This window comes from Oscillibacter sp. 1-3 (assembly GCF_000403435.2).
GTDB lineage: Bacteria > Bacillota > Clostridia > Oscillospirales > Oscillospiraceae > Oscillibacter.
This window is the reverse complement of record NZ_KE159703.1, coordinates 21,740-44,183: the sequence shown is the minus strand read 5'-3', so window position 1 is coordinate 44,183 and position 22,444 is coordinate 21,740. Positions and strand designations below refer to the sequence as shown.

The 22,444-nt window shown below is 63.3% G+C and carries 18 protein-coding genes; 10 read left to right on the top strand and 8 right to left on the bottom strand.

Going from position 1 to position 22,444, the window contains the following annotated elements; translation table 11 throughout:
• The first annotated feature begins 72 nt into the window (after positions 1-72).
• The 7 genes from C816_RS00205 to C816_RS00170 all read left to right on the top strand — a co-directional run bounded on the left by C816_RS00205 (position 73) and on the right by C816_RS00170 (position 8,451).
• Positions 73-693: an HAD family hydrolase gene (locus C816_RS00205; RefSeq protein ID WP_016320381.1), complete on the top strand. Its 621-nt coding sequence runs from the start codon at positions 73-75 to the stop codon at positions 691-693.
• Between the two features lie 11 nt (positions 694-704).
• Entirely contained in the window at positions 705-2,534 is a 1,830-nt protein-coding gene (locus C816_RS00200) for an ABC transporter permease (protein ID WP_016320380.1), read from the top strand.
• A 3-nt stretch (positions 2,535-2,537) separates the two neighbouring features.
• Positions 2,538-4,157: an ABC transporter ATP-binding protein gene (locus C816_RS00195; RefSeq protein ID WP_016320379.1), complete on the top strand. Its 1,620-nt coding sequence runs from the start codon at positions 2,538-2,540 to the stop codon at positions 4,155-4,157.
• Positions 4,158-4,612: 455 nt separating this feature from the next.
• Positions 4,613-6,496, top strand: a complete 1,884-nt coding sequence (locus tag C816_RS00185) for a thiamine pyrophosphate-dependent enzyme (protein WP_081646223.1) — start codon at positions 4,613-4,615, stop codon at positions 6,494-6,496.
• A complete protein-coding gene (locus C816_RS00180) occupies positions 6,493-7,116 on the top strand; it encodes an indolepyruvate oxidoreductase subunit beta (RefSeq protein ID WP_016320377.1) in 624 nt (207 codons plus the stop codon). The genes C816_RS00185 and C816_RS00180 overlap by 4 nt, the downstream gene beginning before the upstream one ends.
• On the top strand, positions 7,116-7,373 hold the full coding sequence (locus C816_RS00175) for a hypothetical protein (protein ID WP_016320376.1): 258 nt from the start codon (positions 7,116-7,118) through the stop codon (positions 7,371-7,373). Before C816_RS00180 ends, C816_RS00175 begins: the two co-directional genes overlap by 1 nt.
• Before the next feature lie 13 nt (positions 7,374-7,386).
• The gene (locus C816_RS00170; protein ID WP_016320375.1) at positions 7,387-8,451 is read left to right on the top strand and encodes a Coenzyme F420 hydrogenase/dehydrogenase, beta subunit C-terminal domain; all 1,065 of its coding nucleotides are present in this window, start codon (positions 7,387-7,389) and stop codon (positions 8,449-8,451) included.
• Between the two features lie 321 nt (positions 8,452-8,772).
• Here the strand turns inward: C816_RS00170 and C816_RS00165 are convergent, their stop codons facing one another.
• From C816_RS00165 to C816_RS00140, 6 genes are all read right to left on the bottom strand, one after another.
• Complete coding sequence (locus C816_RS00165; protein ID WP_016320373.1) at positions 8,773-10,500, bottom strand: phospho-sugar mutase; 1,728 nt, start codon at positions 10,498-10,500, stop codon at positions 8,773-8,775.
• 215 nt (positions 10,501-10,715) lie between these two features.
• A complete protein-coding gene (locus C816_RS00160; protein ID WP_016320372.1) occupies positions 10,716-11,099 on the bottom strand; it encodes a hypothetical protein in 384 nt (127 codons plus the stop codon).
• A 27-nt stretch (positions 11,100-11,126) separates the two neighbouring features.
• Positions 11,127-11,513 carry a hypothetical protein gene (locus C816_RS00155; protein WP_016320371.1) on the bottom strand — a complete coding sequence of 129 codons (387 nt, stop codon included), beginning with the start codon at positions 11,511-11,513 and terminating at the stop codon, positions 11,127-11,129.
• A gap of 113 nt (positions 11,514-11,626) precedes the next feature.
• A complete protein-coding gene (rlmH, locus tag C816_RS00150) occupies positions 11,627-12,109 on the bottom strand; it encodes a 23S rRNA (pseudouridine(1915)-N(3))-methyltransferase RlmH (RefSeq protein WP_016320370.1) in 483 nt (160 codons plus the stop codon).
• Positions 12,097-12,897, bottom strand: coding sequence for an MBL fold metallo-hydrolase (locus C816_RS00145; RefSeq protein ID WP_016320369.1), 801 nt, complete (start codon positions 12,895-12,897; stop codon positions 12,097-12,099). The genes rlmH and C816_RS00145 overlap by 13 nt, the downstream gene beginning before the upstream one ends.
• Positions 12,898-13,205: 308 nt before the next feature.
• A complete protein-coding gene (locus tag C816_RS00140) occupies positions 13,206-14,498 on the bottom strand; it encodes a UDP-N-acetylglucosamine 1-carboxyvinyltransferase (protein WP_016320368.1) in 1,293 nt (430 codons plus the stop codon).
• A gap of 588 nt (positions 14,499-15,086) precedes the next feature.
• Between C816_RS00140 and C816_RS00130 the strand changes: the two genes are divergently transcribed.
• The 3 genes from C816_RS00130 to C816_RS00120 all read left to right on the top strand — a co-directional run bounded on the left by C816_RS00130 (position 15,087) and on the right by C816_RS00120 (position 20,671).
• The gene (locus C816_RS00130; protein ID WP_016320367.1) at positions 15,087-16,493 is read left to right on the top strand and encodes a citrate synthase; all 1,407 of its coding nucleotides are present in this window, start codon (positions 15,087-15,089) and stop codon (positions 16,491-16,493) included.
• 176 nt (positions 16,494-16,669) lie between these two features.
• On the top strand, positions 16,670-19,453 hold the full coding sequence (locus C816_RS00125; RefSeq protein ID WP_016320366.1) for a hydratase: 2,784 nt from the start codon (positions 16,670-16,672) through the stop codon (positions 19,451-19,453).
• Between the two features lie 12 nt (positions 19,454-19,465).
• Positions 19,466-20,671, top strand: a complete 1,206-nt coding sequence (locus C816_RS00120; protein WP_016320365.1) for an NADP-dependent isocitrate dehydrogenase — start codon at positions 19,466-19,468, stop codon at positions 20,669-20,671.
• Positions 20,672-20,738: 67 nt separating this feature from the next.
• Here C816_RS00120 and C816_RS00115 read toward each other — a convergent pair whose 3' ends face one another.
• Both C816_RS00115 and C816_RS00110 read right to left on the bottom strand, forming a co-directional pair.
• Positions 20,739-21,086 (bottom strand): VOC family protein, encoded by a 348-nt coding sequence (locus C816_RS00115; RefSeq protein ID WP_016320364.1) that lies wholly within the window; start codon positions 21,084-21,086, stop codon positions 20,739-20,741.
• A gap of 13 nt (positions 21,087-21,099) precedes the next feature.
• Positions 21,100-22,260, bottom strand: a complete 1,161-nt coding sequence (locus C816_RS00110) for a sialidase family protein (RefSeq protein ID WP_016320363.1) — start codon at positions 22,258-22,260, stop codon at positions 21,100-21,102.
• Between the last annotated feature and the right edge of the window lie 184 nt (positions 22,261-22,444).

Below are 22,444 nucleotides of genomic sequence, written 5' to 3'. Positions count from 1 at the left end.
TCAGGTCCGGGGGGCGCGGACGCGCGCCCCGGACCTTCCCTATCCACCGATCCATTGAAAGGACGGATTCCCATGGTCAAAGCAGTCATTTTCGACATGGGCGGCATCCTGCTGGACTTTCCCATGCTGGAGCTCACCGCCGCCTATTCCCGCACGGCGGAGGACGCCCGCCTCCTGGATCAGGCCATCTTCAAAAGCCCGGAATGGGTAGCTCTGGACCGGGGGCTCGCGTCGGAGGAGCAGGTTCTCTCCGCCGCCCGAAAGCGGCTGCCGGAGCGATTGCACGAGGGGGCGGCCCAGGTGGTGGAACACTGGGACGAGTTTCTCTTCCCCAAGCAGGAGATGAACGCCCTGGCCCGGGAGCTGGACGGTCTGGGCGTGCCGCTGTACCTGCTGTCCAACACCTCCGCCCGCTTCTACCGCTTCCGGGAAAAAATCGAGGTCTGGCCCCTGCTGCGCGGCGCCCTCCTCTCCTTTGAGGAGAAGCTCCTCAAGCCGGACCCGGAGCTGTACCGCCGCCTGTTCCCCCGGTTCGGCCTGTCCCCCGGGGAGTGCTTTTTCATCGACGACCTGCATCTGAACGTGGAGGCCGCCCGCTGGTGCGGGATGCAGGCCTTCTGCTATCAAAACGACATCTCCCGGCTCCGCGCCGCTCTGCGCGAGGCCGGTATCCCCGCTGCTTTGGAATGTTAGGAGGAGTTTTTATGAATCAAACGGCCACCCTCCAGGCAAGCAAGTCCACCATCTTTTTCAACAAGGTCAAGACCTTTTTCTCCAAGCCCCACAACGTGATCCTGGTGCTGATGGGCATCGTGCTGACGGTGACCACCGTGGCCCCCATCATCGCCATCGTGGAGGACACCTTTAAGATCCACCCCGGCACCATCGACGCCCACCTCACCGGCCAGGCCGCGGGCTACACCGTGGTGAACTACATAGACCTCTTCACCAGCCGCCTGGCAAAGACCAACCTGTGGACGCCGCTTCTGAACACCGTGCTGCTGGCGGTGGGCACCTGCGTGGTATCCATCTTATTCGGCGGCGTGTTCGCCTTCCTCATCACCCGGACCAATCTGGCCTGGCGGAAGTACCTCAGCTCCATCTTCATCTTCCCCTACATCATGCCCCAGTGGACGCTGGCCGTGGTGTGGCAGAACCTGTTCAACTCCAACGCCGTCACCGGCACGTCCAACGGCCTTCTGGCGGCCACTCTGGGTGTGAACATGCCGCTCTGGTGGTGCCAGGGCCTGTTCCCAAGCCTTGTGGTGCTGGGACTGCACTACGCCCCCTTCGCCTACATCCTCATCGGCGGCATCTTCCGCAACATGGACGCGAACCTGGAGGAGGCCGCCACCATCCTGGACACTCCCAAGTGGAAGATTATGCGCAAGGTGACGCTGCCCATGGTGAAGCCCGCCATCCTCTCCACCATTCTGCTGGTGTTCGGCAGCTCCATGGGCTCCTACCCGGTGCCCCACTACCTGGGGCTGACCACCCTATCCACCAAGTATGTCTCCATGAACTCCAAGTACACCGGAGAGGCCAGCATTCTCGCCATCATCATGATGTTCTTCGGCGTGGCCATCATGCTTCTAAACCAGCTCTCCCTCACCAGCCGCAAGAGCTACACCACCGTCACCGGCAAATCCGGCCAGATCTCCAAGATCAACCTGGGCCGGGCGGGGAAGTACATCATCGCCCTGGCGCTGGTGGTTGTGACGTTCTTTACCAGCATCTTCCCCATCGTCTCCTTCGCCTTTGAAACCTTCCTGCCCAACCCCGGGGACTACTCCTTCCTCTACACCGGCGACGCCAGCAACCTCACCACCAAGTGGTGGGTGACGGACGAGAACGTCTCCGAAAACGGCATGTACGGCCAAAAAGGCATCCTGCACAACGAGACCATCTGGCGGGCCTTCAAGGGCACCATCTGGGTCAGCGTCTGCTGCGCCCTCATCGCCGGCACCATTGGCACCCTGATCGGCTACGCCGTGTCCAAAAACAGGCGAAGTAAATGGGCCAATTACGTCAACAGCGTGGCATTCCTGCCATATCTGATGCCCTCCATCGCCGTTGGCGTGGCCTTCTTCATCCTGTTCTCCAACCAGTACGTGAACCTCTTCAACACCTACACGCTGCTGATTATCACCGGTACCATTAAGTACATCCCCTTCGCCAGCCGGAGCTCCCTGAACTCCATGCTCCAGCTCTCCGGCGAGATCGAGGAGGCAGCCATCATCCAGGACATCCCCTGGATCAAGCGCATGACCCGCATCATCATCCCCATCCAGAAGTCGTCCATCATCAGCGGCTACCTGCTGCCCTTCATGACGTGCCTGCGGGAACTGAGCCTGTTCATGCTGCTGTGCACCCAGGGCTTCATCCTCTCCACCACACTGGACTATTTCGACGAGATGGGCCTGTACGCCTTCTCCAGCGGCATCAACCTGATTCTGATCGTCACCATCCTGGTGTGCAACACGCTGGTCAACAAGGTCACAGGAGCCAGCTTAGACAAAGGTATTGGAGGTTAAATTATGCCTGAAATCAGATTGGAACACGTGACAAAGCGGTGGGGCAAGTTCTACGCCGTGGACGATTTGGACCTGGTCATCGCCGACAACTCCTTTGTCACCCTGCTGGGCCCCTCCGGCTGCGGCAAGACCACCACGCTGCGGATGATCGCCGGTCTGGAGACCCCCACCAGCGGCCGCATCACCATCGGCGACAAGGTGGTGTTTGACAGCGCTCTTGGCATCAACGTCCCCGCCAACAAGCGCAAGGTGGGCTTTCTGTTCCAGAACTACGCCCTGTGGCCCAACATGACCGTCTACGAAAACATCGCCTTCGGCCTCTCCAACATCAAGGAGGCCCTGCCGAAGATTGACTTCGAGGCCAGAAACAACGCCCGCCTGGCGGAGATTCTGGCCAATCCCGGCGAGGTGGTGAAGGTTGTGGAGGACTGCCGGGACAAGACGGGAAAGATCGACGAGAAAAAGGCATACATCAAGCTCATCGACGCCTTCACCATCTCCCTCTACACCGCCAAAAAGCTCTACGGCTACCACCTAGAGAGCGGCAAGGACATGTCCGGCGAGGCCGCCGCCCTGCGGGAGAAGGCGGAGAGCGCCAAAAAGTCCCAGGGCCTCAACGATCATTTCGAGGCCGTGCAGAACGGCCGGCCTGTCACGGAGGTCCGCAAGCTGACGAAGGAGGAGATCGACCTCTCCGTCCGCCGGGTCTCCCGGATTGTAAAGATCGGCATGTTCATGGACCGGTATCCGGCGGAGCTGTCCGGCGGCCAGCAGCAGCGGGTGGCCATCGCCCGGACGCTGGCGCCGGAGCCCTCGGTGCTGTTCATGGATGAACCACTGTCTAACCTGGACGCAAAGCTCCGCCTGGAGATGCGCTACGAGCTGCAGCGTCTCCACGTGGAGACCGGGTCCACCTTCGTCTACGTCACCCATGACCAGATGGAGGCCATGACCCTGGCCACCCAGATCTGCCTCATCAACAACGGCGTGCTCCAGCAGTACGACGCGCCCCTGACGGTGTATAACCGCCCCAACAACCTGTTTGTGGCGGACTTTGTGGGCAACCCCTCCATCAACTTCGTGGAGGCCAAGGGCACCCAGCGGGGCGACGAAGCCATAGAGCTGACCGTCTTCGGCGATAAAAAGGCCGTTTTCAAGCCCGCTCACCCTCTGGATCTGGCCGGCTGGTTTAAGACCCGGGACGACCGCGACGCGGCTCTGGCTCAGGAGCACAAAAAGAAAGCCGCGGAAAAGGGCTTTGTGGAAAAGGGCAACAAGGACGAGACCTTCCGCTACCACATCGCCAAGGTAGAGGAGGATGATCTCTCCCTCCAGGAGGAGCCGGTGCTGACCAACGAGGACCTGGTGCTGGGCATCCGTCCGGAGTTCATCGACATCGCAGAGGGCGGCGCCCTCTGCGGCGAGATCTACGGCGCCATGCCCACCGGCATGGAGTCCACCATCAAGGTGCGCATCGGGGACTTCCTGCTCACCGGCGTGGTATTCGGCAGCACGCTCTTCACCATCGGCGCCCAGGTCCATGTGGACATCTCCGGGGACAACATCATGCTCTTTGACCGCAAAAGCGGCAAGTGCGTGGCGTTTGGGAGTCTGGCGTTCTAAAACGGATTCTCTGTTGCGGGGCGGGAGGTTTCCCGCCCCGCGTCTTTATGGCGGGCCGCGCTATGATTGTTAAAGTTTGGGGCCGCCCTTTTCAAAGGGCGGTGGGGGTGCGGGGGCAAAGCCCCTGCAGGTTCGAGGAAAGCGGGAAAACGGCGCAGGCAAAGGCCCTCTCAGCTGCGGCTTTTATAATACCGAAACGGGAATGCGCGTTTTGCGCCCCTCTACTGAATAACAGATATTTCGCGCCCTGCGGGGCGCGCCCCGGGGCTTTGCCCCGGGACCCCACAGCCTTTGAAAAGGCTGGCGAAACTTTGATCTGCGCTTCGCGCTTTTTTCGCCAATAATCCATCCCTCCCACTTGCATTTCCCGCTGAGGGTGCTACAATAGAGAACGGAAGCATGATAAATTTTTAACCAGAGAAATATTCATTTTTAGAGAGGGTGACTTTGGAACTATGGAATGGACGATGACAGCCAACGCGCCGGGACAGGCCTGCCTGATGCAGGGCAACGAGGCCATTGTCCGCGGCGCGGTGGAGGCTGGGATCAACTTCGCCGCCTCGTACCCCGGCTCCCCGTCCTCCCAGGTACTGGGAATGCTGGGCAAAATCGCCGGGGAGCGAAACTTCTACGCCGAGTGGTCCACCAATGAGGTCTGCGCGCTGGAGGCGTGCGTCGGTGCCTCCCTGGCGGGGGCCCGGGCACTTTGTATCGTAAAGCAGAACGGCCTTTTGTGCACGGCGGACTCCCTGCACTGCGGCGCCCAGCACGGCGTCAAGGGCGGCCTTGTGATCGTGACCTCGGACGATCCCAGCGCCCACTCCAGCACCAATGAATTCGACTCCCGCTGGCAGGCGGAATCCGCCAGCGTGGCGCTGCTGGAGCCCACCACTATGCAGGAGACCAAGGACATCGTGCCCTACGCCTTCGAGCTCTCCGAGCGAACCGGGCAGATGGTGATTGTCCGCCTTACCACCCGGGTGTGCCATGGGCGGGGCGTCGTGAAGCTGGGGGCCCTGCCGGAAAAGCCCCACCCCATTCAAAGGGTGCGGGAGTGGGACCGGCTGGTGTGCGTCTCGTACCTCCACACGCCCATGCTGGAGCGGCTGGAGGCCCTGCGGAGCGAGTTTGAACACTGTGAGTACAACCACTACGACGGGCCGGAGAGGGCCAAATTCCTCATCGTTGCCGGCGGTACCGGGCGGCTCTACGCCCAGGAGGCATTACACCGTCTGGGCCTTACAAGCCGGGTGGGCCTGCTGAGCCTGGGGACGCTGTGGCCCCTGCCGGAGGAGAGCATCCTGCGCTATTTGGAGCGGGCGGAAACCGTGCTGACCCTGGAAGAAGTGGACCCCTTCCTGGAAAACCACCTGGCGGCCCTGGCGGGCCGAAACGGCCTGCACCTGACCTTCATGGGCCGGTCTGAGGGGACCCTGCCCAAGATCGGGGAGCTGGACCCGGACAACGTAACGGCGGCCATCGCGGCCTTCGCGGGGGTGCCCCTGCCGGAGAAAAAGGCCGCCTCCACCCAGGAGCTTCCCGTGCGGGAGATGACCTTCTGCGCCGGGTGCCCCCACCGGGCCACCTTCCACATCCTCAAGCGGGTGCTGCGCCAGGAGAAGAACCCCGGCGTGGTCGTCGGCGACATCGGATGCTACATCATGTCCGGCCAGTTCGCCGGGCAGTACGCCTTCCAGGCTGTCAACTGCATGGGCTCCGGCATCAACCTGGCGGAGGCCCTGGGCCAGCTGACCCGGTACGGCCTGGACCAGAAGGTGGTCACCGTCTGCGGCGACTCCACCTTCTTCCACACCATCATGCCCGGCGTGGTCAACGCCGTGTACCACAAGGCCAACATGCTCCTCATGGTGCTGGACAATTCCGCCACCGCCATGACCGGCTTCCAGCCCCACCCCGGCACCGGCCTTACCGCCATGGGCGCCCCCGCCGAGCCCATGAACATCCAGAGAATTCTGGAGGCCATGGGCTGCAAGGTGGAAGTGGCCGACCCCTTCGACGTGGCGGAGACGGAGAAGACCGTGAGGCGGCTTTTGCAGGAGGACGGCATGAACGTCCTCATCATGCGCCAGCCCTGCGCCACCCTGACCGCCAAGAAGCAGAAGAAGCCCGTCCGGGTCTGGGTGGACCAGGACGTGTGCCTGGGCGAGGGCTGCGGGTGCGACAAGTACTGCTCCCGTGTCTGGGGCTGCCCCGGCAACACCTGGGACTTCAAAAACGGCAAAGCCCAGATCGACCCAGTGACCTGCGTGGGCTGCGGCGTGTGCGCCAAGTTCTGCCCCAGCGGGGCCATCCATGTGGAAGGCGGTGAGGAAGCGTGAAGGAACTGAGATTTGATCCCTTAAACATCGTGGTCTGCGGCATCGGCGGGCAGGGCAACGTGCTGGCCGCCGAAGTTCTGGGCAGCGCCATGTGCGACCGGGGCTTCCGGGTGGCCGTTGGGGAGACCTACGGCGCGTCCCAGCGGGGCGGCTCCGTCATGAGTCATGTGCGGGTGTCCGCCAAAATGGACCCCAGCGTGCTGATTCCCTCCGGCGAGGCCCACATCATCATCGGCTTTGAGCCCCTGGAAACGCTGCGGATGGTCCGCAAGTACGCCGGGAAGGACACCACCGTGGTCTACGACCCCCGTCCGGTGTACCCCCTGGGCGTGCTCCAGGGCATCCAGCAGTACCCGGCGGTGGAGGACATCGCCGCCGAGATTAAAGGCCTGACGTCCATGGCCCTGGCCGTCCCCGCCGCCGGCATCGCCATGGAGGCCGGGGACTCCAAGGCCGCCAACATCGCCCTTCTGGGGGCGTTCAGCCAGCTGCCCGGGGCTCCTCTGAGTCGGGAGGACCTGGAGAAAATCCTCTCCCAGCGGTTCAAGGGCGCGGTGCTGGAGATCAACCGGCGGGCCTTCGCCATGGGCTGCGAGGCCGCAGGAAAGGGGGCGGAGTGATGGACGCCATTCAGGTGCGTTTCAGCGATTTTGTCAAGCGCTCGGAGCTGACTCTCTCCCTGCCCCGGGACACCCGGTTCTCCGCCCTGACGCCGCTGCTGTATGAAAAGGGCTTTCTGACGCCCCAGAAGCCCGGCTACCGGTATCTCTTCCAGGACCACCTGTGCGGCGAGAACCACCTGCTGGAGGACTACCTCCCGGCGGAGGCATCGTCCATGGAGCTGGAGATCTTCCGGTATCCGCAGATCATGGTATAAGGAGGGGACGGCAATGTTAAGTACAATCGCGCTGGATACCCAGGTCATCAAGCCGGGCCTCTGCACCGGCTGCGGCGCCTGCCAGGGAATGTGCCCCTACTGGGACTCCGTGGACGGGCGGACCATCTGCTATTTTGACTGTGAGCGCCGGGACGGCCGCTGCCAGCGGTTCTGTCCCCGGATGCCCACAGACCTGGACGCTCTGCGGCGCCAGTTCTTCCAGGAGGAGACCATTCTCCCCGAAATCGGCCCCTTCCGGGGGCTGTACCTGACCCGGGCCGCCGACGAATCCATCCGGGCAAACGCCCAGCACGGCGGCACCATGACGGCCCTGGTGGAGCTGGCCCTGAAAGAGGGCTTCATCGACGCCGCCGTTCTGACCCGCTCCAAAGGCGGGCTGAACCCGGAGGGGACCCTTGCGGCGACGCCGGAGGAGGTCCGCGCCTGCTGTGGCAGCAGCTTCCAGGTGCCGCCCACCCTGGCGGTTTTGAACCGGGCATTGCGTGAGGACAAATACCACGCCATCGGCGTGGTGGGCACCCCCTGCAAGACCCTGGCCGTCTACAAGATGAAGGGCAACCCCCTGCCGGACAACGACAACCACGCTGGAAACATCGGCATGGTCTTCGGTCTCTTCTGCGGCTGGGGCCTGGACTGGGAGGGCCTGCGCACGCTTACCGCCCGGCACGCGGAGCCGGAGAAGGTCAGCCACATGGACATTCCCCCCAGCAAGTACCACTCCCTGGAACTGCGGCAGGGAGGCGAGACCGTCTCCGTAAACCTGGACGAGGTGACGCCCCTGGTGCGCTCCGGCTGCCATTACTGCACGGACATGACGGCGGAGTTCGCCGACCTCTCCGTAGGCGGGGCCCGCAGCGCCGACGGCTGGGACGTAGACAGGAAATGGAATCAGGTCATTGTCCGCTCCGAAAAGGGCGAGCAGCTTTTGAAGCTCGCCCGGGAGAAGGGCGTGCTGGAGTTCAAGGAAGTTCCGGAGACAGGCCTTGACAAGCTCAAGGGCGCGTCTATGGGCAAGCGCCGCAACGGGGAGAAGTACCTGGCGGAGCTCCGGAAATAACGAAAAATCGTCCCCCGCTGATGCCGGCGGGGGACGATTTTCGCCGGAGCGCCTGTCTCCGCATAGCATTCTCTCCGCGGCGCATACTACCTCCGCAAAGGAGGCGATGCCAGTGGAAAAGCGCCGCAAGGAAGACAAACCCATGGAAAAGGCCAGAGAGATGTCCCAGTTCACCGCCGCAAAGACCGACCCCCAGGGCAGCTGGACCGGCTGTCCCGCGGACCCCTATGAGGTCCCGGTGCAGGACGCGGACGACCTGTAAATCCAAAAGAGGAAAAACGCCGGGAGCAGATGCTCCCGGCGTCTCAGTCAACTTTGCAATTACTTTTTCAGGGAGTCCACCCATTTGCCGTACTTCTCCACATTGGCGGCGGCGTCGGCGGCGTCCTTGCCCTGGGCCAGGATGTAAACCTTGATCTTAGGCTCCGTGCCGGAGGGCCGGACAATGGCGGAGGTGCCGTCGGCCATCTCAAACCGGAGCACGTTGGACCCTGAGAGCTCCATACGGGTCTGCGCGCCGCTGGCGCAGTCGGTGACGGAGCCGTCGGAATAGTCCTTGAACTGGAGGACCTTCACACCGGAGATCTCCGTCGGGGGATTCTCCCGCAGGGACTTCATCAGCTTGGCCATGTCCTTGAGACCGTCCAGGCCGGGCATGACCAGGTTGTAGGTGTGCTCGGCGTAATAGCCGTACTTTTCATACAGACCCTCCAGGGCGTCCGCCAGCGTCTTTCCCTGGGCGGCATACCAGGCAGCCATCTCCGTGAGAAGCAGGGCGGCGGTGACGGCGTCCTTGTCCCGGACGTAACTGCCCAGCATATAGCCGTAGCTCTCCTCGTAGGAGAAGATGACATTCCCCTGGCCGGTGCTCTCCAGCTTATCCTTCTTCTCCGCCAGGAACTTGAAGCCGGTGAAGGTATCGAAGCACTGGAGGCCGTTGACCTCCGCCACCTTCCGGGCCATCTCCGTGGTAACGATGGTCTTGAGGGCCACGGGCTTTTCCGGCAGCCTGCCGGAGCGCTTCATGGCGCCGATGAGGTAATCCAGCAGCAGCACGCCGGTCTGGTTGCCGGAGATGGTCTTGAAGCTGCCGTCCTTGGTGCGGACCATGATGCCCACCCGGTCGGCGTCGGGGTCGGAGCCCAGGATGAAGTCCGCGCCCTCCTTCTTTGCCAGATCCACCGCCAGGTAGAAGCCCTCAGGATTCTCCGGGTTGGGGGAGACCACCGTGGGGAAATCGCCGTCGATGACCATCTGCTCAGGGACGCAGATCAGGTGCTTGATGCCCAGGCGTTTCAGGGCCTCGGGAATCAGCTTGTGGCCGGTGCCGTGGAAGGGGGTATAGACCAGCTTGAAGGTGTCCGCCACCTTGGCCACGGTCTCGGCGTCGTTGACCTGGGCCATGACGTTTTTGAGGAACTTCTCGTCGGTCTCCTCTCCCAGGACCTCAATGAGGCCCGCCTTCACGGCGTCGTCATAGGGCATGGTCTTAATATCATGAAAGATGTCCAGCTCCTCCAGGCGCTTGGCGATGGCGTCGGCGTGGCGGGGGGGCAGCTGGGCGCCGTCCTCCCAATAGACCTTGTAGCCGTTGTACTCCTTGGGGTTGTGGCTGGCGGTGACGTTGATGCCCGCCTGGCAGCGGTACTCCCGCACGGCAAAACTCAGCTCCGGCGTGGGGCGCAGGGACTCGAAGATCTTCACCTGGATGCCGTTGGCGGCGCAGACCTCCGCGGCGGCCCGGGCGAACTCCATGGAGTGGTTGCGGCAGTCCATACAGATGGCAACGCCCCGCTTTCTGCCCTCCTCGCCCTCGGCGCAGATGACGTCGGCAAAGCCCTGGGTGGCCCAGCGGATGACGTGGATATTCATATTGTGGAGGCCCACATACATGGTGCCCCGCAGGCCGGCGGTGCCGAACTCCAGGGGACCGTAAAACCGGCCTTCAATCTCCTTGGGGTCGTCTTTAATGGCCTCCAGCTCGGCTTTCTCCGCGGCGCTGAGGGCGGGACTGGCAAGCCATTTCTCGTATTCCTTCATGAAGTCCATATTTCTGCTCCTCCTTATTTTGATACGTCAAAGCGCCGGCTCGTGGATTTGACGAAATTCCCCAACAGCCGGCGAAGTGCGGCGGGGAAAATTATTCATACCGCATAAAAACATTATACGAGGCAGGGGCTTCCTTGTCAAGAATTGCCTGTTGTTTTCCGTCAGGCAAAAATGCGGCTCCGGAGAAGCCTCCGGGGCCGCGCCTGGCGTTTATTTCAATTCCCCGCGCTCTGGTCCCAGTACGGCGTAAAGTCACAGTCCGGGCAGCGAAAAATCCGCCAGCGGAAGACCCCTGCCGCCCAGTCCTGCCTGAGCAGAAGCCTTCCGCAGAAGGGACAGCGGCGGAAAACCAGCATCTCCCCCAGCAGGCATCCCGTCATAGACAGCAGGATGGCGGCCAGCAGGAGAAAAAGCAGAGGGTCCGGCAGGCGCACAGAAAAGCGGCTTATGAGGATGAGTGTCAGAACCAGCGCGAAAAACAGGGTCGCGGCGATGTCTGCCAAAACGGCCCCTCTGCGGAAGCGCCGGACCCGGCGGGCCTTCTCCTCGCCGGACAGCTCCATGTCCGGACGGGGGCCTCCGAAATAAGCTGCATTCATAAAAGTACTCCTTCCCCGGTTTTTGTTCTACTCCTGCGGGTCTGCGCCGTACTTTTTGTCCCAGAACGGCGTGAAATCACAGTCCGGACAGCGGAAGAAGCGCCAAAGAATGGGCGTCCACGCCCAGTCCCACTTGCGGGGCCGCCGCCCGCAGAAGGGACAGCACCCGTAGGTCAAAAATACGCCCGCCAGCAGTCCCGCCAGCAGGGGAAGGACGGCAACGAGCGCTGGACCCGCCAGAGGGGAGTCCCGGAAGGTCACGGCGAAAACAGTGCAGGCCGCGCTCAGCGCCAGACAAACGTCGGTGAACACGGCCCTGCGGCGGAAGATCCGTGCAAACCGGGTCTTCTCCTCAGGGGACAGCTCCTCCTCCGGCCGGAAGCCGTCGGGATAATTCGTCTCCCTAAAACTCATAAATTCTCTCCTTTTTCCTTTTTTATGCAGCCCCTGGGGACACCTGACCTTCACCGCAGCGCCCTCTTCGATTTTCCGGCGGGATGTGCGGTTTCGCCCATTGTCACAGCTTTTTATTTATGGTATTTCGTCCCGGCGTTGATCTGATACGCCCGGTAGATCTGCTCCAGCAGCATCACCCGGGCCAGATGGTGGGGAAAGGTCATGGGGGACATAGACAGCTTCACCCGCACCTCTGCTTTGACGGACTCATGGAGCCCAAAGGAGCCGCCGATCAAAAACACCAGCTGCTTCTCCCCCCGGCCGGCCCAGGTCTCCATCAGTTGGGCCAGCTCCTCACTGGACTGCATCCGGCCCTCCACGCACAGGGCAATCAGGCCGGCCGAGGCCGGCAGCCTGCTCCGGATGGCGGCGGCCTCCCTCTCCAGCGCCGCCTCCACCTGGGCAGGGGAGGGGCTCTCCGGCAGCCGCTCCTCCGGCAGTTCCATCACGGTCAGCTTACAGTACCGGCCAAGGCGCTTGACGTACTCCGCCGCCGCCTCGGCGTAGAACTTCTCCTTCAATTTCCCCACGCAGATCAGCGTCACCCTCTGCATCGGCTGGCCTCCTGCACCACATGGGCCTCCCCTAGGACATCCCGGGGCGCGACAGACAGCGCCGGGGCCAGTCCCGCGGCGGAGAGGGCCGTCTCCACGGCGTTTCGCGCCATGGCAGGGGTGTTGTTCTCCTTGCTCAAATGGGCCAGGACAATCTCTGCCGCCCCATGCTCCGCCAGCGTCACGGCAAAGCGGGCGCAGTCCTCATTGGAGAGGTGGCCCTCCTCCCCCAGAATGCGCCGCTTCAGGTAATAGGGATAGGGCCCGCTGCGGAGGGTCTCCACGTCGTGGTTGGCCTCCAGCACCGCCAGAGCCACGCCGGGCAGGATGTCCGCCGCCTCCTCCGTCACATAACCGGTGTCCGTCAGCAGTCCTGCGGCGCCGTCAGGGGTGTCGAACCGGAAGCCGCAGGCGCCGGGGGCGTCATGGGCGGTGGGAAAGGCGGTGACCTCCACCGTCCCCAGAGACACCGGACAGCACAGCTCCAGCGCCTCCAGCCGCCCGCTCGTCTCCGGCAGGCGGAGGGCAAGATCCCGCCCCGCCGCCTCCGCGGCATAGACGGGGACATCCGTCCGTTTCAGCAGCGTCCTGAGACCGGAGATGTGGTCGGCGTGGGTGTGGGTGATAAAGACGGCGGTGAGATCCGCCAGCTCCAGCCCCAGCTCCCGCAGTCCCGCTCCCACGCGGCGGCAGGAGATGCCGGCGTCCACCAGCAGCCGGACATCCCCGCAGCAGAGCACCAGCGCATTCCCGGAGGACCCGCCGGCAAGGGTGTGTACAGTGGTCAAAAGGCCTACCTCGTTTCTAAAAAATGAAACGCGCCCGCGCAGGAGGCCGCCGACGAAAGCCGCCATCCTCTCATCGCGGACGCAAACCATTATGTATATTTATCCACGGCTCATCTCCCCGTCCAGCGCAGGCAGGCGCAAAAACGGGAAGGGGGGCGCAGGGAACCCCCTGGTTTCCCAGACAGATTCCCCGGAGGCGGATCATTTTAGCCGCGGCCCGTTCGCCCTCGGAGCGCACGCACCAGTGACCGCTGTCACTGGTGCGGGAAATTCCCAAGAGTGCCTGTCCCCCCTTGAGGGGGACAACATCATCCCGCGTCCAGCGCCGCCCGCTCCGGCTCCTCCACGGAGCGGATCTCCGCCCCCACGGCCCGGAGCTTTTCCACAATATTCTCATAGCCCCGCTCAATGTATTGCACGTGGCTGACCTCGCTCTCGCCGTGGGCGGCCAGGGCCGCGATGACCAGAGCCGCGCCGGCCCGCAGGTCGCTGGCCTGGATCGGAGCGCCGGTGAGATGGTCCACGCCCTCCACCACGGCGGTCTTGTCGTCCACCTGAATTTTAGCGCCCATGCGGCGAAGCTCGTCCACGTAGCGGTAGCGGCTGCTCCAGACGCCCTCCGTCACCAGCGACGTGCCCTCCGCCAGGGAGAGAACTGTGGTGATCTGGGGCTGCATATCCGTCGGAAAGCCCGGATACGGCAATGTCTTGACGTTGGTGCGCTGGAGGGGGCCGTTGCGGCGGACCAGGAGAGTGTCCTCGTTCTCCTCCACCTCTACGCCCATCTCCACCAGCTTGGCGGTGATACAGTCCATGTGTTTGGGGATAATATTCTTGATGAGGATCTGCCCGCCGGTGGCGGCCACAGCGGTCATGTAGGTGCCCGCCTCGATCTGATCGGGGATAATGGCATAGGTGCCGCCGGTGAGACGCTCCACGCCCCGGATCTTGATGGTGTCCGTGCCGGCACCCCGGATGTTGGCCCCCATGGAGTTGAGGAAGTTGGCCAGGTCCACGATGTGAGGCTCCCGGGCGGCGTTTTCAATGACAGTATTCCCCTCGGCCATGGCGGCGGCCATCATGATGTTCATGGTGGCGCCCACGGAGACCACGTCCAAATAGACGTTGGCCCCCTTGAGCCGGGGCCGGTCCGTGGCGGCGCGGATAAAGCCGCCCTCCACCGTCACCTTGGCCCCCAGGGCGGTGAAGCCCTTGACATGGAGGTCAATGGGGCGGACGCCGCCGAAGTTGCAGCCGCCGGGCATGGCCACCTCGCCGTGGCCGAAACGGCCCAGCAGGGCGCCGATGAGGTAGTAGGAGGCGCGGATCTTCCGCGCCAGCTCGTAGTCAGTCCGGGTGGAGTGGATGTGGGTGGAGTCGATCTCAACCGTATGGCGGTTGATCGTGCGGATCTGGGCGCCCAGGTTCTCCAGAATTTTCAGGCTCATGGTCACATCGGAGATCTGGGGCAGGTTCTCCACCCGGCAGACGCCGTCCACCATCAAGGCGGCTGGGATGATGGCGACGGCGGCATTCTTCGCGCCGCTGATCTCTACCTCGCCAAACAGGGGCTTTCCGCCCTGCACAATATACTTCGTCAAAGTCTGACCCTCTTTTCAAGGATGTTCTTTTGTGGCGGCAAGCCGTCCCGGTATTTCACAGAAACAGTTTGCCCACCCAGTGCCGCTTCATACCGGCGGCCGCGGGAGCCGAACGGAAAAAATCTCCGGCTCAAACAATCAAGTTCTCCAAAAAGAGACTGGTTATAAAACTTTTTGTCAAAAACGGGGAAAATGTGTCTCCCAAGGGGATTTGCATCCCCCGGCCCGCACCGCCGAACCCGCCTCCGGCGCTGGGTTGGACCTTAGTATACCACACCAAAATACAAAATGCAAATCCTTCCTGACATTCGGCAGGCAGAAAATTGGGCGGCTTTTGCCGCCGGAGCTTTTGCCGCCGGGGCGGCGCTCTCCTTCCAGATGGACGCCGCCCAAATCCGCTTTCCCCTGCCATCCGTCGCGGATGACAAAATGCGCGTTTTAACCCCCCTGCGGATTTCCGGGATTGAAAAAAACGGCGGCATCTGATATAATAAAAAAATATTTTCTCACGGGTCCGGACGCTGCCCGGGCCCGCGCGCCATACGGCGGGGCCTTCCCCGCCCATCCTCATGAAAGGCGGTTATACGAATGTCTTACAAAGTTGACCGGGACCTGCGCCGGATGCTCCGGCACCAGGACCTGATCGAGTCCTCACTGTCCTTTGTCAGCGGCTCCGAGGACTTCATCCGCGAAAACGACATCTTCCCCCCCAGCCAGTCCGCCGAGGGGGTTATGCGGGGCCTGCGCTACCCCAACGGCACCGGCGTGGTGGCAGGCGTCACCTCCATCGGCGACGTGGACGGCTACGACCTGGTGGACGGGAAGAAGGTCCCCCGGCCGGGCAGGCTCTTCTACCGGGGCATCAGCATCAACGACATCATCCAGCAGTGCATCGCCGAGGACCGCTTCGGCTTCGAGGAGACGGTGTACCTGCTGCTCTTCGGCCAGCTGCCCACGCCCCCCCAGCTGACGGAGTTTCAGTACCTCATGGCCAAGTGGAGCCAGCTGCCCGGCTATTTCAGCGAGGACATGATCCTCCGCTCCCCCAACAAAAACATTATGAACAAGCTGGAGAGCTGTATTGTGGCCCTCCACTCCCACGACGGCGAGGCGGAGAACATGACGCTGGAAAACGAGCTCTTCAAGTCCTTCCGCATGGTGGCCAGGACGCCCACCATCGTCGCTCACTCCTACGCCGCCAAGCGCCACTACTTCGACGGGGAGAGCCTGTACCTCCACCGCCCCCGGACGGACATGAGCGTGGCCCAGAACTTCCTCTACTCCCTGCGGGAGGACACGAAGTTCGACGACGACGAGGCAAAGCTCCTGGACCTTTGCATGATCCTCCACGCCGAGCACGGAGGCGGCAACAACTCCACCTTCGCCTGCCGCGTCCTCACCTCCTCAGGAACGGACTTCTACTCCTCCATCGCCGCGGCGGTGGGGGCTCTGAAGGGCTTCCGCCACGGCGGCGCCAATATCAAGGTGGTGGAGATGATGCAGTACCTCAAGCGGGCCGTGCGGGACTGGACCGACGACGGCCAGGTGAGGGACCAGCTGGTCCGCATCCTCCGCCGCCAGCTGGGGGACGGCACGGGATTGATCTACGGCATGGGCCACGCGGTCTACACCCTCTCCGATCCCCGGGCGGAGATCCTCAAGCAGTTCTCCCGCCACCTGGCGGAGAAGAAGGGCATGGTGAAGGAGCTGGACCTCATCGAATCCGTGGAACGGCTGGCCCCGGAGGTCTTCCAGAACGAGCGGGATACCGACAAGCCCATCTGCGCCAACGTGGATTTGTACTCCGGCTTCGTCTACAAGCTCCTGGGCATTCCCGCGGACCTGTACACCGCCCTCTTCGCCAGCGCCCGGATGCCCGGCTGGTGCGCCCACCGCATTGAGGAGTGCTGCGCCGAGGACCCCCGCATTATCCGCCCCGCCTACAAGACCATCTCCAGGCGAACGCCCTATGTCCCCCTGGCGGAGCGCTGCTGATTTCCAGGGCAATTCTCAAACCCGCAAAGTACGCGGAATTGGGAATGAGAAATTCCGGCGTCCGGCGCTTTGATTGAAATTCCCCTCTGACCAAGGATTTCCAAGAGCCTGATTGCCGTCCATGTCCGTGCGCCTGCCTCTCTCGCCTAATTTCTAATTTTCAGGAGGTTTCCGTCATGCTCACTCTCCACGATACCGGCGTCTTCCTGGCGGAAGGCGCCCTCCGCACCGCCGCCCCCATCTCCCCGCAGGAGGGACGGAAGAAGACCCTGGCCTGGCAGATCCTCCAGGCCCACAGCGTCTCCAGCGACCCGGAGAAGCTCCAGATCCGCTTCGACGCCATGGCCAGCCACGACATCACCTACGTGGGCATCATCCAGCAGGCGCGGGCCTCCGGCATGCGGGAATTCCCCATGCCCTACGCCCTGACCAACTGCCACAACTCCCTGTGCGCCGTGGGCGGCACTATCAATGAGGACGACCACGTCTTCGGCCTCTCTGCCGCCCGGAAGTATGGCGGCATCTATGTCCCCGCCAACCAGAGCGTCATCCACTCCTACGCCCGGGAGCAGCTGGCCGGCTGCGGGAAGATGATCCTGGGCTCCGACTCCCACACCCGCTACGGCGCCCTTGGCACCATGGCCGTGGGCGAAGGCGGGCCGGAGCTGGCCAAGCAGCTTCTCAAAAACACCTGGGACGTACCCTATCCGAAAGTGGTGCTGGTCTATCTCACCGGCGCGCCCAAGCAGGGCGTAGGACCCCATGACGCGGCCATCGCATTGGTAAAGGCCACTTTTGAAAGCGGCTTTGTGAATAACTGCGTCCTGGAGTTCGCGGGCCCCGGCGTCGCGGCCCTGCCCATCGACTTTCGCAACGGCATCGATGTGATGACCACCGAGACCACCTGCCTCTCCTCCATCTGGGAGACCGACGGCGAGACAAAGGGCTTCTACGACGCCCACTGCCGTTCTTCCGAGTACAAGGAGCTCCGCCCCGGGGACTTCGCCTGGTACGACAAGTACATCGAGCTGGACCTCTCCCGGATCGAGCCCATGATCGCCCTGCCCTTCCACCCCTCCAACGCCTGGACCATCCGGGAATTTCTGGAAAACGCGCCGGAGATTCTCGCCCAGGTGGAAACCGACGCCAAAAAGCGCTTCCCCAAGGCGGACATCCGCCTGACGCAGAAGGTCCGGGACGGCGGCGTCTGGGCGGACCAGGGCGTCATTGCCGGGTGCGCCGGGGGCCTTTTTGACAACATCACCGAGGCGGCGGACATCCTCCGGGGCGAGAGCTGCGGAGACGGGTACTTCACCCTGGACGTGTACCCCACCAGCGTCCCCGTCAGCCTGGAGCTGACAAAGATCGGGGCCGCGGCGGACCTGCTGCAAAGCGGCGCCGTCATCAAGCCCAGCTTCTGCGGGCCGTGCTTTGGCGCGGGGGACGTGCCCGCCCACAACGGCCTCTCCCTCCGCCACACCACCCGCAACTTCCCCAACCGGGAGGGCTCCAAGCCCGGGGAGGGCCAGTTCGCCGCCGTGTGCCTCATGGACGCCCGGTCCATTGCCGCCACGGCCCGAAACGGCGGCAGAATCACCCCCGCCACGGAGGCGGATTACGAGCCCGTCCGGCGCCCCTACCACTTCGACGAAAGCGTATATGAAAAGCGGGTCTACAACGGCTTCGGGAGGCCCCGCCCGGAGGAGGAGCTGATCCTGGGCCCCAACATCACCGACTGGCCGAGGATGCGGCCTCTGGCGGACCATCTGCTGGTGGAGCTGGCGGCGGTGCTGCGGGACCCCGTCACCACCACCGACGAGCTGATCCCCTCCGGCGAGACCTCCAGCTACCGCTCCAACCCCCTGCGGCTGGCGGAGTTCACCCTGTCCCGCCGGGAGCCGGAGTACGTGGGACGGGCCAAGGCCGCGGCGGAGATGGAGGCCAAGCGGCTGGCAGGCAAGACGCCGGAAAAGCTGCAAAAGCTTTTGAGCCTGGCCGGCGCTGTCCAATACGCGGCCGACAAGACCATGCTGGAAAAGAGCCAAAAGGGCAAGCCCCTCACCAAGACCCATCTTGCCCAGCTGGAGCGGTACCGTGTCTCTGCGGAAAACACCCAGTTCGGCTCCTGCGTCTTCGCCAACAAGCCCGGCGACGGCTCCGCCCGGGAGCAGGCCGCCAGCTGTCAGAAGGTGCTGGGGGGCCTGGCCAACATCTGCTATGAGTTCGCCACCAAGCGCTACCGCTCCAACTGCATCAACTGGGGTATCCTGCCCTTCACCCTGGACCAGGGGACGGAGTTCCCCTACGAGGCGGGGGACTGTATCTTTGTTCCGAACGTCCGGCACGCCGTACGCTACCACCGGCAGGACATCCACGCCAAGGTGCTCAGGCGTGACGGCGGCGTGGAGGACATCACCCTGCACCTCCCGCCCCTCACGCCTGACGAAGAGGAGATTATCCTGGACGGCTGCCTCATGAACTACTACGCCAAGCGGGCGGACCCGAAGCTCCGCACCCTGCCCGCCGGCGCGGGCCGGGAGGAGATCATCGCCCTGCTGGAGGAGTGGACGGAGCTGCTGGCGGAGGAGAGGTACGAGGAGGCCCTGTCCATGTTCCTCATTGACACCAACACCGGAGACTGGACTCCGGAGCTGCTGGCGTCCGCCGTCTACGGCTACGGCTGCCCTGGATACACCCGGGAGGAGGCCGCCAGGGAGTTCGGCCGCGCCGACTACAAGGTCACCTCCCTGAAAGGCAGCCCCTGCCGGGAGGAAATTCACAAGGCCGTCGACATCTCCTGGGACTGCCGCTGGATGGGCCGGGACGACACGGCGGCGGTCATCGACTACCACAAGGTCCCCCTGAACGGGGAGCCCAGCGATTTAACGGCCCAGTTCTTCCTGCGGAAGCTGGACGATCAAACAGCCGCGCTGACATTCATCGACCTGCATGTCATGTGAGGAGGCGTTTTTATGGAAAAGATCAAGATGACCACCCCCCTGGTGGAGATGGACGGGGACGAGATGACCCGCGTCCTCTGGGGGATGATTAAGGAGAAGCTGATTCTGCCCTTTGTGGACCTGAAAACCGAGTACTACGACCTGGGACTCCTGAACCGCAACGCCACAAAGGACCAGGTCACCGTTGACGCCGCCAATGCCGCCAGACGTCTGGGCGTGGCGGTAAAATGCGCCACCATCACCCCCAACCGTCAGCGGATGGAGGAGTATCCCGAGCTCACCGAGATGTGGAAGTCCCCCAACGGCACCATCCGGGCCATTCTGGACGGCACGGCCTTCCGGGCTCCCATCATCCTGCCCGCCATCCGGCCCGTGGTGAAAAACTGGGAAAAGCCCATCACCATCGCCCGCCATGCCTACGGCGACATGTACAAGGCCGCGGACATGACCACGGAGGAGCCGGGCACCGCCGTCCTCACCTTCAAGGGCGAGAGCGGAGCGGAGCGGACGCTGACCGTCCAGACCGTGGACGGCCCCGCCGTCTGGCAGGGCCAGCACAACAAGGAGTCCAGCATCCGGGCCTTCGCCCGCTCCTGCTTCCAGTACGCCCTGTCCCAAAAGCAGGACCTGTGGTTCTCCGCCAAGGACACCATCGCCAAGGTCTACGACGGGGAGTTCAAGCGGATTTTTGAGGAGGAGTACGAGACCTCCTATCAGGCGGAGTTCAAGAAACTGGGCATTACCTACTTCTACACCCTCATTGACGACGCTGTGGCCCGCTGTCTCCGGTCGAAGGGCGGCTTTATCTGGGCGCTGAAAAACTACGACGGCGACGTTATGAGCGACATGGTCGCCGCCGCCTTCGGAAGCCTTGCCATGATGACCTCTGTCCTGGTGTCCCCCGACGGGACCATGGAGTTCGAGGCCTCCCACGGCACCGTCACCCGGCACTACTACCGGTATTTGAAGGGCGAGCGGACCTCCACCAACCCCATGGCAACCATCTTCGCCTGGAGCGGCGCCCTCAAGCGCCGGGGCGAGCTGGACGGGCTGGAGAACCTGGTCCGCTTCGGCGAGCGCCTGGAGGCCGCCTCCCTCCAAACCCTGGAGGAGGGTGTGATGACAAAGGACCTCCTGCCCCTGGTGGAGCCGGGGTTCCAGGCCCGGGGCGTGGACAGCGAGGAGTTTCTGGACGCCGTCGCCGCCCGTCTGGCCTGAGCGCGGCAAAAAGCGGCCCGGCACAAAAGTGCCGGGCCGCTTTACGCGACGCCGCGGTCCGCCGGGGTCAGCCCCGCATGATGTGGATGGCGAAGCCGCCGAACTCGTCGTCCAGGTAGATGTTTTTCAGCTTGCCGTCCTCCGTATAGGCGGCGGTCTCCATCTTGAAGGCAAAGCCCTTCCCCCTCAGCTCCTCCACGGCGGCATCCAGGTCCGGCGTCCGCATGGCAATGTGGCCGTTTTCCCCCAGAAAGGGGGACTTCATGCACTCGAAATACTCCCCGGCAAACTCGGACTTCTGTCCGTGACGGGGATTGAGGTTAAACACCAAGCTCAGGAGCTTTGCCAGCTCCAGCGCCGACTCCGGGTCCGGGGTGTTGATGCCCAGGTGGGCCAGCTCAAATTTGTTCTCCATGACCGGCTCCCCCTCATCTGGACTGGGCGGCGGTGGGATTGTACAGGCCCACGGTCTCCCGCTTGGCCCCCATGACGTCCGCCTCGGTGAAGCTGACGTACTTGATGGCCTTGCGGGTGAAGGCAGCGTAGGTCAGGTGGATGCGGCCGTCGGCGCTCTGCATGATGTGGGGGTATTCATACTGCTTGTTGTTGGTCCTGTTCTCGTCGCCCATAAAGCCCTCGCCCCGCTCCATCCAGCGGATCATGGGGAAGGTCAGTCCGCCGTCTTCGCTGAGAGCCACGGCCACAGGGCACCGCAGGCCGGGCCAGGCCGCCTTGCCGGGGCTGGGCTCCGGCGTGCAGGTGGGGTTGCAGGCAATGGCGATCCGCCCGCTCTGGAGGCGGATGGCGCTGATGCTGGAGTTATTGTTGGGCAGGGGCGTGGGCTTGGGCTCGGTCCAGGTGTCGCCCCAGTCGAAGGACTCGCTGCGGTAGATATTCGCCGCCTCCCGGTCCCGCATGAAGGCCGCCAGATGCCCGTTCTCCAGCTCCACCACGTTGGCGTGAACCCGGCCGTTGCTCTTTGGCATATCCACCTGACGCCAGGTTTTTCCCTGGTCGTCGGAAATCTGGAAGGCGGTGGGGTCGCCGGAGAGGCCATCCACGGAGTCGGTACACAGCCAGTTGGCGAAGATCCACCGGCCATTGGACAACACCTGGATGGCCTGGCGGCAGAAGGTGCCCTCCCGGGGGAAGATGGTCTCGTAGGGCCCCCAGGTCAATCCGCCGTCGGCGCTCTTCTGGAGGCGAACCTGGGAGGTGAACTGCATGTTGTCCTTCCCCGCCTGGCGGTCCTTCTGGGCGGTGTACATGGCCCACACGGCATTGTCGGGGCCGTAGAACAGCGAGGGGTTCTGCTCGCTGCGCTCCGGGTCGCCGGAGATGTCCACGGGCTCTGTCCAGCGGTCCGCCCCCTTGGGCAGACGGGCACAGACAATGTGGACGTCTGCGCTGCCCTCATAGGTACCGGCAAACCAGCAGCACAGGAGATCGCCGTTGGGGAGTTCCAGCGTAGCGGGGGAGTGGCAGGTGGGGTGGACGCCGGGGGGAATGACGGCCTCCACGGTGCCCATCTCCAAATTTTGATAGAGCACGCCGTCAGTGGTCAGCCCGGGCAGAACAGGATAGCTCATAAAATCAGCCTTTCTGGTGAAATTTTCAAAGGATGAAGAGAGGTCACAGATTATGCGGGGAGCACAAGGGGCGGCGCCCGCATCAATTAGAAATCGAAGGTCCTGCAAACGTCTGCGGAGCAGCCGTTTGCGGAGCGAAGCGGCAGATTTTCCAATTGCCGCGCGATTGGAAAAACGAGACATC